At 38.3% G+C, this 13713-nt stretch carries 12 protein-coding genes and 1 pseudogene; 4 read left to right on the forward strand and 9 right to left on the reverse strand.

The features are described 5' to 3' along the window. Nucleotides 1-7: 7 nt before the first annotated feature. The 6 genes and pseudogenes from H9N25_RS10005 to H9N25_RS10030 all read right to left on the reverse strand — a co-directional run bounded on the left by H9N25_RS10005 (nt 8) and on the right by H9N25_RS10030 (nt 6869). On the reverse strand, nt 8-1192 hold the full coding sequence (locus H9N25_RS10005; protein WP_190328771.1) for an NRAMP family divalent metal transporter: 1185 nt from the start codon (nt 1190-1192) through the stop codon (nt 8-10). Next, nucleotides 1189-1950 (reverse strand): 5-oxoprolinase subunit PxpA, encoded by a 762-nt coding sequence (locus H9N25_RS10010; RefSeq protein WP_190328772.1) that lies wholly within the window; start codon nt 1948-1950, stop codon nt 1189-1191. The genes H9N25_RS10005 and H9N25_RS10010 overlap by 4 nt, the downstream gene beginning before the upstream one ends. Continuing rightward, nucleotides 1947-2950: pseudogene (locus tag H9N25_RS10015) on the reverse strand (5-oxoprolinase subunit C family protein). The gene H9N25_RS10010 and the pseudogene H9N25_RS10015 overlap by 4 nt, the downstream one beginning before the upstream one ends. Next, nucleotides 2947-3687 carry a 5-oxoprolinase subunit PxpB gene (pxpB, locus tag H9N25_RS10020; RefSeq protein ID WP_190328773.1) on the reverse strand — a complete coding sequence of 247 codons (741 nt, stop codon included), beginning with the start codon at nt 3685-3687 and terminating at the stop codon, nt 2947-2949. Before pxpB ends, H9N25_RS10015 begins: the two are co-directional and overlap by 4 nt. 170 nt (nt 3688-3857) lie before the next feature. Next, on the reverse strand, nt 3858-5171 hold the full coding sequence (locus H9N25_RS10025) for an ATP-binding protein (RefSeq protein ID WP_190328774.1): 1314 nt from the start codon (nt 5169-5171) through the stop codon (nt 3858-3860). An 81-nt stretch (nt 5172-5252) separates the two neighbouring features. Then, nucleotides 5253-6869, reverse strand: a complete 1617-nt coding sequence (locus H9N25_RS10030; protein ID WP_167294567.1) for a Na+/H+ antiporter — start codon at nt 6867-6869, stop codon at nt 5253-5255. Between the two features lie 155 nt (nt 6870-7024). On the opposite strand from H9N25_RS10030, the gene H9N25_RS10035 reads away from it, so the two are divergent. The 4 genes from H9N25_RS10035 (at nt 7025) to H9N25_RS10050 (ending at nt 9881) form a co-directional block, all read left to right on the forward strand. After that, on the forward strand, nt 7025-7366 hold the full coding sequence (locus tag H9N25_RS10035) for a 7TM-DISM domain-containing protein (RefSeq protein WP_190328775.1): 342 nt from the start codon (nt 7025-7027) through the stop codon (nt 7364-7366). 121 nt (nt 7367-7487) lie between these two features. Beyond that, nucleotides 7488-8612, forward strand: a complete 1125-nt coding sequence (locus H9N25_RS10040; RefSeq protein WP_190328776.1) for a 7TM diverse intracellular signaling domain-containing protein — start codon at nt 7488-7490, stop codon at nt 8610-8612. A gap of 545 nt (nt 8613-9157) precedes the next feature. Then, on the forward strand, nt 9158-9475 hold the full coding sequence (locus H9N25_RS10045; protein WP_190328777.1) for a hypothetical protein: 318 nt from the start codon (nt 9158-9160) through the stop codon (nt 9473-9475). Nucleotides 9476-9491: 16 nt separating this feature from the next. Beyond that, complete coding sequence (locus H9N25_RS10050) at nt 9492-9881, forward strand: response regulator transcription factor (protein ID WP_167294570.1); 390 nt, start codon at nt 9492-9494, stop codon at nt 9879-9881. Nucleotides 9882-9891: 10 nt separating this feature from the next. Here H9N25_RS10050 and cysM read toward each other — a convergent pair whose 3' ends face one another. The 3 genes from cysM to H9N25_RS10065 all read right to left on the reverse strand — a co-directional run bounded on the left by cysM (nt 9892) and on the right by H9N25_RS10065 (nt 13701). Further along, a complete protein-coding gene (gene cysM, locus H9N25_RS10055) occupies nt 9892-10764 on the reverse strand; it encodes a cysteine synthase CysM (RefSeq protein ID WP_190328778.1) in 873 nt (290 codons plus the stop codon). Nucleotides 10765-11005: 241 nt separating this feature from the next. After that, nucleotides 11006-11587 (reverse strand): serine O-acetyltransferase, encoded by a 582-nt coding sequence (locus H9N25_RS10060; protein ID WP_407947449.1) that lies wholly within the window; start codon nt 11585-11587, stop codon nt 11006-11008. A gap of 221 nt (nt 11588-11808) precedes the next feature. Then, the gene (locus H9N25_RS10065; protein ID WP_190328779.1) at nt 11809-13701 is read right to left on the reverse strand and encodes a heparinase II/III domain-containing protein; all 1893 of its coding nucleotides are present in this window, start codon (nt 13699-13701) and stop codon (nt 11809-11811) included. Between the last annotated feature and the right edge of the window lie 12 nt (nt 13702-13713).

Raw genomic sequence — 13713 nt, forward strand, 5'->3', positions numbered from 1 at the left:
TAAAAATTTAATCCCCGTTTATCATTTGTATAATAGTACCATAACTCATCCAAACCATGGTTAATACTACAGCTAAGCCTGTTAAGGTTAACCAAAACGGTTGTTTATAATTTGCGATAATTTTGGTTTTATAGGCAGCAATAAGCATAATACCTAGTGCAATAGGTAAAATAAAACCATTTATGGCGCCTACGGTAAGCAGTATTTTAACAGGTTTACCGATAAGGATAAAAATAATACAGGAAATAGCTATAAAAGCAATAGTAATCTCTCTGTTAAACTTTAATATGAGTGGATGAAAGCTTTTGATAAAAGAGATGGAAGTATATGCCGAGCCCACAACCGAAGAAATCCCTGCAGCCCATATCACTACACCGAAAATCTTATACCCTATTTCGCCGCTGGCCAATTTAAAAACCGAAGCTGCCGGATTGGATGGATCTAAAGTAAAACCTTTACTTACTACCCCCAAAGCAGCAATAAACAACAATAAGCGCATAATAGATGCAAGTCCGATGGCGCTTAATGCACCTTTATTTACGGCGCCCAAATTCTGGATTCCGGTTTGCCTGGCATCCAATAAGCGATGAGCGCCTGAAAAAGTAATATAACCACCAACTGTTCCACCAACTATGGTTAATACTGCCGTAAAACTAAACTGCGTGGGGTTTACAGCCCTTATTGCGGCTTCTGCCAATGGCGGCGAGCTGGTGTAAGCTATAATTAAGGCGAGTACAATTTTAATCAGCCCCATGGTTTTAGCAAAAACATCCATTGCTTTGCCAGCTTCTTTGTAAATAAAGATCCCTATTGCCATAATAGCGCTTATTACAGCACCCTGCCCTACACTAATGCCGAATAATACATTAAGTCCTAAGCCAGCGCCAGCAATATTACCAATATTAAAAGCCAGGCCACCTAAAAAAACCAGAAAAGAAATAAAATAGCCCAGCCCAGGAAATACCTTATTGGCTATATCTTGAGCAGGTTTATCAGCAACTGCAATAATCCGCCAGATGTTTAACTGGGCAATGGCATCTAATATGATGGATAGTAATATTACAAACGCAAAACTTGCACCCAACTGTTGGGTAAAAACAGCAGTTTGTGTTAAAAATCCAGGACCAATGGCCGATGAAGCCATTAAAAAAGCTGCACCTAAGAGTATACTCCAATTGTATTTTGGCTTCATATTGCTGGAGCTTTAATTATGATACCTTCTTTTTGTAAGCGTTCGGCTATTAATTTAGCAAAGGCAGCAGCGTGTTCACCATCACCATGCAAGCAAACCGTTTCGGCTTTAACCCTAATGCGATTTCCGTTGATGCTATTTACTTCCTGGTTTAAAGCAAACCCCAATACCTGATTGATAGCATCTTCCTCATTGGTAATTAATGCATTGTCTTCCGATCGTGGAGTAAGCAAACCATCATCCTGATAACTACGATCGGCAAAAACTTCAGATGCGGTTGCAATCCCCTGTTTTATAGCTTCATCAATCATTTTACTTCCTGCTAAAGCATATAAGATTAAACCCGGATCGAAATCGGAAACGGCCTGCACAATGGCTTTTGCCAAAGTGGTATCTTTTGCAGCCATATTATATAATGCACCGTGTGCTTTAACATGATGCAATTTACCACCCGCAGCTTTTACAAAACCGCTTAATGCACCAATTTGGTATAAAGTAAGCTGATAGGCCTCACTTGGGCTAATTTTCATTTCTCTACGGCCAAAACCCTGCAAATCGGGCAAACCAGGGTGCGCTCCTATGGCCACTCCTTTTTTTAATGCTAAGTTTACGGTTTGTTGCATTACTGCCGGATCGCCGGCATGGAAACCACAGGCAATATTTGCCGATGAAATATAATCCATCAGTTTTTCATCATTGGGCATGGCATAGTTTCCAAATGCTTCTCCCATATCACAATTAAGATCGATCATCTTCATGCATTAATATATTTAAGGCTTATTGCCATAGTAATCAATGATAAATCGTGTTCACGTTCGAGATAAAGTTCTTCGGCCTCATCTCCCGAAATTTCAGAAAAATGAATTGCATCACCGGGTTTAAGCTGGGCACATAAAGGTAAATCGACTGCTGCAACGTGAGCAATACGTGGGTAACCCCTGTTGTTTGACAGTCGGCCATGAGTATAACCAAATCCCCACTCCCAGTTACCTGGATAATCCCAGGCGTTACTGCGGTGCTGAGCAATTCCTTTTTAACTTTCCTTACCAGTGGCTTTCCGGATAAATGATAGCCCATGCGATTACTCCTTCTATCTATAATGTAGGTACTGGTTAAAAACGAAATAATGGATGTTGCATCGAACCAACTGATTTCATTAGCAAGTACAATTCTAATGCTCTGTCTTTTTTCTGGCAGTAAACTTTCTCTCGAAATGCGCCAATTTGGATAGGTTAACGATCGTTCGATCAATTGACCCAATATTCTATTTGATACTTCGCTAAGTAAGGTACCGCCAACCAAAACATCTGCTTTTTGTAATGCTCTCCCTTTAAAGCCACCAAAAGCAGCGGTAAGATAAGTGCTTTTACTTTCCATTATGTCAGGCACATCCCACCCACCGGCAATAGCCAAATAGGTACGCACCCCAGTAGGATTATTAATCAACTTTATAACGGAACCTGTCCGAAAAAACAGTGGCTTTTCTGCAGGCATTAATTCATTATTGTAAACTAAAAATGCACCATCGCCAGAATAAGAAATTAAAATGGGTGTTTCAGCTTTAAATGAAGCATCTGCATAGGTAAACTCAATGGTAGCATTGCTATCATCGTTACCGACTGCCTTATTGGCTAACCGGTGAGCCAATTCATCCATGGCGCCCGAAACAGGTACAGCCTGCGAAAGATAGCGGTATCGCCCCATATCTTGGACGGTGCTTAACAAGCCTGGTTTAATGATGCTGATTTTCATACTCATATTTCGGCATAAGCATTAAACCCGTTTATATCGATGGCTTTAAAAGTAACCGTATCACCTCCCTTTAAAAGTGATGGCTGTAAACGGTTTACATCAAACATTTTTAATGGTGTTCTGCCAATAATCTGCCATCCGCCAGGTGTTTCCATAGGGTAAATACCAGTTTGGTTGCCTGCAATGCCTACAGATCCGGCAGGTATTTTAGCATCAGGAACCTCTTTTCTAGGAGTCGATAATCTGGCATCCATTCCGCCCATATAGGCGAAACCTGGCACAAATCCGATCATGAAGACAATATATTCCCCGGCCGTATGAATGTCGATTACCTCCGCTTCGGTAAGGTTATTAGTGCGGGCTACTGTTAAAAGATCCCGACCAAAATCGCCCCCATAACATACTGGAATAATCAGTTTATTAGCTATTAGCTTCGATTTTTCTCTTTTTGTTCGTGCAATTTTATTTAAATGTGCAGATACTTTTTCCAAACAAACTTCACCTGGTAGATCGGATAGCATTACACTTAAGGGATCAAAAAAAACAGTTAATGTAGTATAAGCCGGAACTGTGGTAATTAAACCAGGAAAAGGATTTTGTAGCAGCAATCGATTAAAATCGGTAATCAGTGCCAACAAATCATTATCGATTGCCGTTCCAAATGTTATTGTAACCGATTTTTCGCTTAACCCGTAAATTTTTATGGAAATATTTGTTCCAAAATATCCTACCTGCTCAGTCATACAAAAACAGTAAGATTTAATAAAAAATGATCTTCATAAAACGGGCTTAACAACTAAACTGCAGCTATAAAAATGGCTATATATTATCACAATCGCAAAGATTTCGATAACAGGTCATATAATGCTGTTTTTATCAGCAACAAATTACTAAATTACTGATTAATATCAATCTAATTTTTTGTCGTTTCCAGGCCTTTTATCAATTGCAATAACTCATCCTGCTCGTCGGCTTCTAATTCGATTATGCTATTGAACATTTCAACAATTTCATCAAGCAGATTAGCACGTATTAAAAGATCGACCAGACGTACAAAGGTTTTCTTCTGATCGGTGTTTAAACTGCTAAACAATTTAGGTTCTACTTCATATAATGCCTTAATTAAATCAACCAACGCTGGTTTCCTTAATTCTTTTTCTCTTTCGCTAGCATAAACCGGAAATATCTCATCCTGTTCATAAGTTTCAATTAGGCGGTTGGCATATTCTTTTAAAAAAGGCTTACGTTTACTTTTAAGATATTCTGTTAACGCTTTAATTAGAAAACGGTACTCTGCCGAAGATTTAGCGGCACCAAATATAGCCACCTGTCCCTCATTTTCGAAACTCTTAAAATCGAAGTCACGGAAAAAATCACTATCGATATAAACACTATGGAAATAATCGTCGCTCTTTTTATTTAAGGTGGTGTAATCTTTATAAATTTCTTCTCCACCGGCCAAAAAGTAGTATTTAGATAGTTCTTTGTGCAGGTTTTCTTTCCAATGAACATATTTAATCTTAAATGTAACAGCGGTATCAGGATAAAAAAGACTAAATTCTTCTATGGTTTTAACATTGCTGCTAAAATCTAAAGCTTCTCCATTTACAATAATCGAGTATTTTTTGTGTTTATTCAATTCAATAAACCAACAGAATTCGTTTATCAAAAAAGGACGTACTGTTTCTTCTATGTCTTGTTGACTTATTCTTAAATTAGTAAAAGAAACAGTTGTTCCAGTCTCGCCAGTATTGTTCGGAGCAGTGGAAAAATCGTAGCTGTAACTGTTTAAGCCACCTGTGTTAATGTGTATTTCGCCATAACGAAACCCTTTTTCTGATTGATAAGTAGTACGCCAAACAGCATCATGCGCAAAGGTAAAAAAGGTAAGTCGCCCAACCCCATTACGACCATGCATTTTGGAGGTATGTTTTGGCGCTACAATCTGAATGGATTTTTCAGATTCGAAAAAAGGATCGAATTTTTGTTGTAAGCGGTCGAAATTAATTCCATAACCATTATCAGCAATCGTTAACTGTGCTAAAAGACCAAGTGGATTAGCTACATAATCTACATGGATTGTATTCGCATTGGCATCAAAACCGTTCCAAATATACTCAGCAATAGCCTGCTTTTCATTATAGTTTTTAAGTACCTTTTGTATTCCCTTCGAAGTGATATTAACCTTTACCGACATACTTACTAAATTAATTAGCAAATATATCATAATATTTAATCATTTCGGATGTTACTTATAGTGAGTTATACACAAAATAAATTAGCCAGTTTTAGTGTGCTAAAAGAGTATTTATATATCTCTATGACTAAAATGCCGGCGAAGTTTTTCTTCCTCAAGATCGAGCAGTTCTAGCTGTTCCCTGATCAGTTCATCATTAATCTGCTCTTTTTTATTTAATCCTTTCAGCAAAATACGCTGTTCGGCCATAATATCTTCAAGTGCAACGCGATAGTCGTGATAAAAGCCTTCAGACCTTGAAATGTTCTCCTCTTTTTCCCAATCTCTCAACAATTCCATTTCTGCCTCAATACGGATTTTTATCGACCTGATCATATCGTTGTGCAATAAGGCTTCGTGGTATTTTTCATCCAGGATTTTAAGTGATAACATGGATAATTTCTTTCTTACCATTTGTTTTTGCTGTTCGAAAGAAACAGTATAATCCGGATCGGGCATGTCTACCCATTTTATTAAAGCGGGTAATGTTAAGCCTTGTAAAACCAAGGTAACCAATATCACACTGAAAGTGATAAATAAGATTAAGTTGCGCTGAGGAAAAGCTTCACCTGATTTTAAAGCTATCGGAATAGAAAGCGCCGCCGCTAAAGAAACCACTCCTCTCATTCCCGCCCAGCCAAAAAGTAAAGGCGCTTTCAAGTTTGGATTGGGGTCGGCAGTGGTAATATAGCGGCTAATGAAACGCGTAAAATACAAAGCACCATAGGTACTTGCGAACCTCGTAACGATTAAAACCAGGCAAATAATGGCACTGTAACGGATAGCTGGCAAAAGACCATCGCTACCCAAACCATGAATAATTACTGGAAATTCTAAGCCAATTAACAAAAAAACAAAGCCATTCAGTACAAAAGCTACGGCTTCCCAAACATTTATGCCCTGCAAGCGGCTCCGATGGGTAAGAATTTGGTCTCTGCGGGCTGAAAGAAACAAGCCACCACTTACTACAGCCAAAACACCAGAAAACTCAAACTCCTCTGCGGTTATGTACATGACGTATGGCGTTAAAAAAGTAAGAATAATATCAATATTTGTAGTGGTGGGCAGCCATCGGTGCAAAGCATAAAAAACTAAAGCCACCGCAATCCCTATTAAAATCCCCATTACAATAACCAGCACAAAATTGCCAGCAGCCTTACTAAACACGAAACTACCAGTCATTACTGCAGCTAATGCAAAGCGGAATACCACTAAACTGGATGCATCGTTTAGTAAACTTTCGCCTTCTATAATTGTGGTAAGCCTTTTGGGTACTTTAACACTTTTAAGTATGGCTGATGCCGATACCGCATCTGGTGGAGAAATAATACCCCCTAACAAAAAACCCAGCGCCCATGTAAAACCTGGAATTAAACTTTGAGAAATTAAAGCAACAATACTAGAGGTAAGAATAACAATTGGAAAAGCAAAACTGCTGATCACTCTGCGCCACTTCCAGAAATCTTTCCAGGAAGTATTCCATGCAGCTTCGTATAACAATGGCGGCAAAAAGATTACAAAAATAAGCTCTGGTTCAATCTCAATATTGCGAAGTATGGGCAAAAAACTCAATGCTAAGCCTGCAATTACCAGCAAAATAGGATATGCCACGCGGATTTTTTGTGCCAACATTACCACAAATAGAATAATTGCAAGCAGGAAAGCATATTGTATAATCAGTTGGTGCATATAATTTTGGGCTTAGTCTAAAATACAAATTTGATGCGAATGCCAAGCCATTAAGATTGTATTCTTTTTTCAGATAAAATTTGGATTTTCTATTATAAAACTATAATTTTTCCCTTGTAATAAGTCATCCCAGCTTTTTTACATTGGTTTAATTAATGAAGACCATTTTTATTCTTATCGCTTTCTTAATAGAAGGCAGCTTTTGCATGGCGCAACCGTTAATCCAGGTAGAAAAACAAACTTTTGTTAACGTTGGTAAAGCAGGATACTTTTGGCAGGACGCTCTCAAAACAACATCTTTTGAAAAGGTAGAACAATTTAAGGCAGAACGTTTTTCGAAAGGTGAATCAGCAATTTTTAATGGCGGAACCAGTGGAAAAGTATGGTGGATGAAATTCCGTTTTACAAAAAACAACCAAACCATCCCTATCTGTATATCGAATACGCCAATATCGATACGATCGATGTATTTTATCGTGATGAACAAGGGAAGATAAACCAGATTAACTCCGGTATGTTTAACCTGAAGCGAAATGATAACATTCTGGGTACGGGTTATGTATTTCCCTTACAACAAGTAAAAGCCCTATTGGTGAAGTATATGTGAGGATGAGGGCAATGAACACTTTACTTGTACCTGTTAAACTGGTTACGGAGTCAGTATTAAACCATGCCTTATTTAATGCGCATAGTTTACAGCCTATTTACATGGGTATTGCGCTGATGATTCTCATTTTCCATGTTTTTATGTTTGTTGTTACACGGAGTAAACTCTTTGCCCTTTATATAGCCCGGATTATTTTGCTTTATTTCATTGTGATGGTCTGTTACCTTCAAGGCTATGGCTTACTACTGGGCCAACCAATAGCCAGGTTTATTTTAGTGCATGCACACTTTTTTATCGCCCTCGGCTACATTTCTACCATTCTGTTTAACAGTTATTTTTTAAAACTCAAACGGCAGCTCCCGCAGCTTCATAAATTCTTTAAGGCATTAATGTTTGGATGGGGTTTAATCCTAATCTGCTCGTTATGGGATGCCAGAAGCATGACCAATATGCTTACACAAATTTTATTTTTATTAACTTCCTTACTTTTTCTCTTCAGTAGTGTTAAAGTTATTATCATTCGCGGGTATGCCAAAAACAATCCATTCATCTGGTGTTACGTATTTGGATGGATTCCAGTGGCGCTTACTTCTATCTACCTTGTTTTTTGCTTAACGAAACTCATTCCCTTTCAATCTTATAGTTTTAATTTACTCACTTTAGCTGGTATAATTGAAGGAATACTTATTAGTCTTGGTCTTTATGGCCAACGGCTAAGGTTATTAACAAGACATAATGCGCATTTTAGGAGGCAACGTATCCTGCTTCAAGAACAGGTAGAAGGTTACCGTAAACAACTCGATGCAAAACCAGAAAAACCTGTTGAACATTTTTCTTTAAAAGCATTAATCGAACTTGCCCATACCAGAGACCCATCATTTATGAAGCGGTTTAGCGAGACCGAATCTATCTTTATCGAGCGGCTTCTTCAGGTTTCGCCTCAACTACTACCGGCAGAATTGACACTTTGTGCTTATATCAGGTTAAATTTCGACACTAAAGAGATTGCCAGAACCTGTAAACTAAGCGTACGTGCTGTAGAAAGCCGAAAATATAGAATCAGGAAAAAACTGGGAATAGATGGCGAAACAAATATGCACACTTGGATGTTAGGCCTTACCAATCGTCCTAAATAATATACAAAAACAAATGGCTTTTTCTTGGCTATTATCTTAATAAAAAATATCAAAAATAAACTAACACACTTTATTACAACAACTTACATACTTATGCGTAGAAATGAGTATTACCCAAAACAACCTACCGCACCCTCTTTGCATATAGCTATGTAGAGTGCATGCGGTGCGATACCGTTTTTTAACCGAACAGGCTTAATGCTTTTGTCTGGGTTGTACTTATATTTTAGCCATGTCGACAGAAACGGTCTTTTCCGGGATGATTTGTTACACGCCTGAAGGCATGGCTTATTTAAAACGCTAATTCATCAAAAACTATATATAATGAACCAAATACCAATCACATTCCATCTTTCTTACTGAAAGCCAAACACTTAAAATTGATGCGTATAACTGCGTAGATAAAAATTTTGATAAGCCTTAAACGCTATATTTCTTTGTCCCTATCCCTTAACGAAAATTTTTAAAAATAAAATGCTGTGCCGCAGGAGGTCTAGACAGGGGACGGTTTAGCCTTCTGCACAACAGCGTTTCCGAAACCAACCATGAAACCGAATAACACCCCTGCTAAAATTATTGGCAGCATCCAAGAATTTTACAACGGCAGAGATCCCGAGGAAATTTATACCGACCTAGAAATTGATAAAGATTGTTTCGACAGCTGGATTAGAGATTTTGGCAGTATAGCCAACGAGCTTTTAGAACTAAGGGATGAAAACGAAACACTCAGAACCATGTTTACCAATTTAAGCCTGGTGAACCAGAGTTTGCGCAACTCTCTTGATAGCCTTACCAGAACGGACTCGAAAATATTTGAGCTATTGTTAAAAAAACGAGGCGCAGGTAACCTTAGCTTTCCTTAATTACTAATACAAAAAAATGTTATCGCTATCTCAACCAAAAATATTAATTATCGAAGATCACCCTGCAACGCTTGATGCCATAAAGATGATCTTCGAATTTGAAGGCTATATTACAATGAATCTTTCCAATGTGGTAGATTTACATGCCAAAATTGCTGCCTTCCAACCCGATATTATTTTAATGGATACTTTGCTTGGTATGACTGATGGAAGGGCGGTATGTACAGAATTAAAGCTATCTGTTCATAGTTCCGTTCCTATTCTACTCATGTCGGCACGCCATGGTATTCATAAAACCACTTATTACAAAACGCATTGGGATGATTATATAGAAAAACCCTTTGAAATGGATGCCATTACTCAAAGGGTTCGGATGCTTTTATCAAAAAAGGCCCAACAAGATTAATAATTTTTGCTTAACCAAAAAGATCGCTGCTTAGGTAGCGATCTCCCCGATCGCAAGCGATAAAAACAATGGTTCCTTTATCTAGCTCGCCAGCAAGCTTCAAAGCAGCTGCGCAGGCACCTCCTGAGCTCATGCCTGCAAATAAACCTTCTTCCTTAGCCATTCTTCTCGACATTAGGGTTGCTTCTTCCTGTGCAATATCCATTACGCGATCTACCCTTAACGGATCGAATATTTTTGGTAAATATTCTTCAGGCCAACGCCTGATACCGGGAATAGAAGCCCCTTCGGTAGGTTGGCAGCCCACAATCTGAATATCATTATTTTTTTCCTTAAAAAATCTCGAACACCCCATAATAGTCCCTGTTGTTCCCATGGCGCTTACAAAATGCGTAACCTGACCTTCGGTATCTCTCCATATTTCAGGTCCGGTTGTTTTATAATGTGCCATATAATTATCAGGGTTTGCAAATTGATTTAATAAAAAATACCCTTTTGAAGTGCCTTTTTCTTCTGCATAATCTCTGCATTCTTCTATACTTTCTAACAACGTTACTTTTGCGCCAAAAGCCTCCATAGTTACTTTACGTTCGCGCGTAGAATTGGCTGGCATAACCAGTTCAATTTCTAAGTTATATAAACTTGCAATCATGGCCAATGCGATTCCGGTATTACCACTTGTAGCCTCCACCAATTTAGTTCCGGGAGCTACATCGCCACGCTCTATTGCACTTCTGATCATATTGAGCGACGCCCTGTCTTTAACACTACCACCCGGATTATTTCCTTCTAATTTGGCAAATACCCGTACAGCGGGGTTAATATTCAGCTTTTGAAGTTCAGCCATTGGTGTATTTCCGATCAGATCGATTATTCCTGCCATATTTTGATATATTTATTTGGTTTCTTTATGGTTTCTAATGGTAATTATTGGAGAATGATAAGCTGTAGAAAAAGCAGGGATACTTTCAGTAAGCCATACGTTTCCCCGATGATGCTATCATGCCCGATGATGGTTTCGCCACCCAGTATGGTTGCCCCTGAATAGATTACAACCCTATCTTCTACTGTTGGGTGACGTTTGCTGCCTGCTAATGTTTTTTTAACACTTAACGCACCAAGTGTTACCCTTGATAAAGTTTCACATAACGGCCTATTATACTGGTTTCGCCAATAACAATCCCAGTTCCATGATCGATATGGAAATATTCGCCAATACTGGCTGCCGGATGGATATCAATACCAGTTTTGGAATGGGCATATTCGGTAAGAATTCGCGGAACCAATGGTATACCGAAATTATAAAGCATATGGGCAATTCTGTAGAAACAAATGGCATAAAAACCAGGATAAGTTCTAATGACCTCAAACCTGCTCTGTGCAGCCGGATCGCCTTCATAAATCGCTACAATATCGGTATTCAATACACGGTAAAGCGCTGGCAGTTCTTCAAAAAACTGACCTGCTGCATTTTTACATTCGCTATTTTTAAGCTTACAGCTGGCCGAAATGATATCATAAAGTTCAAGCTCCAAAACAGCTACATATTCCTTTACATCTATAATTGTTGAAAATACTTTAGGAGAATTTTCTGGAAAAAGTACTTGAATTAGCTTTTCTGCCCAAAGGGATATTACTTCATTGGGTGGAATATTTGGTTGTTCAAGAGGGTTCTTAATAATTTGTTCAAAAAAATGGTCTTCCATAACTGGTGGTCATACCTGCCCGATCTGCTCATCGACTAGGTATATAGATTTAATCGCTAAATGTAAGTTTTGTTTTTTTAAACCAAAACAACTGGCGCATTTTTATGACAAAAATTGCTCGACAATAACAATAAAATATTTATTAGTGTACTTTTAAAGAGAATTATCAGAAAATTAAGCCCTAGAACTTAGTGGCGAAGTATGTCAGCTACCAACCTTATTTATTTTTTAGGCCAGCTGGCTATTGGTTTAGCAGAAAAGTTTTTTTGTGGTGGATTCTCGGCATCTAGAAAAACGGATATAGCTTGTTCACTATCAGCTTTGAGTCTTACTTCGAATCCTACAATAGAAGTTCCCGGATTTTTAGCATCATAATCTGTAACTGGGTCTGTTGACCAGGTTTTCATTTTAACTTTGCTTTCGGCATCCACGGTGAGATAACATTTTTTGTTTTTATAACTCAATTCGATGGTATGTCCGTTAATAATTTCCACTGTTGCAGGCGTAACCATCGACCACCGAAGTGTAACATCCGTATTTCCTACCGTTATTTCATCACGAATCAGCACCGTTTTTTTATCAACCAAGGCTACGCCTCTTATCGATTTTTTTAGTTTATCAGCATATAAGGTACTCAGATCGGCAACTGCGTTCATAAACTGGTTATTATCAGAATACCTGATAAAAGCAGCATCTCCCTTAACATTCTGCAAAGTACTATCAATTGAAAGGGTATTGTGTGCAAAATTATTATAACGGAATATTTTCCATCGCTGCGCATTTTGTTTACTGTCCCAAAGGTTAATACCTTTTGATTCGAGAGATTCGTATTCCTGCATCCCAAAATCCATTGCCCAGCGTACACCTTGCGATTCCATGATGAAAGACCCAACATCCATATGGCCATGACTAACAGATGGCGAACCACCTTTAAAGCCCACAAAAGTAGCCAGTGGATCTGTCCACGAACTTCGCATCAAAGCAACAGGAGTTGGACCATTTCCGATCCAAAATTTAGCACTTTTAGGCTGAATATTACTAAGTGATAGTTTTGCACCCCAAATCATTGCAGATGGCAATAACCTATTCTTTAATGGCATTTGCTCATCAAGTTGTTTTTGGGTTATCCAGAGTAAACGAGGATCGTTCAATTTTGATGCAAACCAAAAAAGTGCAGGGTTAAATTCAGCATTGGCCCCACAGTCAGAATAGTTAAAGGGCTTGCCCGATGGCGCCATCATATTATCCAGATAATCAGCTGTTTTAAGGAAACCAGGTTGAGCGCTCAAGTCAAAATCCTGATGAAAAACACTTTCTAATGCACTAATAAACATCACATTAAAAGTAGTACCATATTCCCAATACCCATAGCCCTCGGGATAAGCACCATCGGGAGCGTATTGTTTCATGGGTAAGGTTATACTTTTTATTGCCCGGTTAATAAGTTTAGCCGATAAGGCCGGATGTTCTTCAAAAGTAGCGATTGCGCCAAATGAAATGCCCGCATTGCATACCTGATTCCAGTTATTGGTAATATTTAACCAGTTATTATATTTATTGTCTGTTGAAGGCTTTATTCCTTTTTCGAGAATGGCAAGGGCAACTATATTTCTGGTTGATTGTGGTAAATCTTGATATAACCAATCGTAGCCTATTGACAAAGCCATTGTCATTTCACCCACATCAAGAAAATGACTGGGGTTCCAATCTTTAAAGCCAGATACAACAAGCAGTTCTTTTTCTGCTCTGGTTACATACTTTTTATCGTGGCTAAGCCTAAAAGCATAAGAGAGATAATAAATCCGTTTAAGTGCTTCTCTTGATACATTAAGCAAACGTTTACCGATCATTACCCGCTCCAATACCTGTTTGTTTAAAACATGATCTGCTTCGGATAGTATGGCTTGGTGGATCTGTTTAAACTTTGTATCGCGCTTTACATTTTCTAAGATCTGTTTTTCAAGGTCATGGCTTATCAATAACCTTGGATGCAAAGGCATCTTAAAAGCAGAATCAATTTCCTTGTTTTGCCCTACTGCAAGCGTTGAGCAAAACAAGGTTATAATGGTAAATATAATTGTGACAAGCTGATTTTTTTTAATAGGCTGTACCATACTTATCAAATT

Origin of the sequence: Pedobacter riviphilus (genome assembly GCF_014692875.1) — a bacterium.
Lineage (GTDB): Bacteria > Bacteroidota > Bacteroidia > Sphingobacteriales > Sphingobacteriaceae > Pedobacter > Pedobacter riviphilus.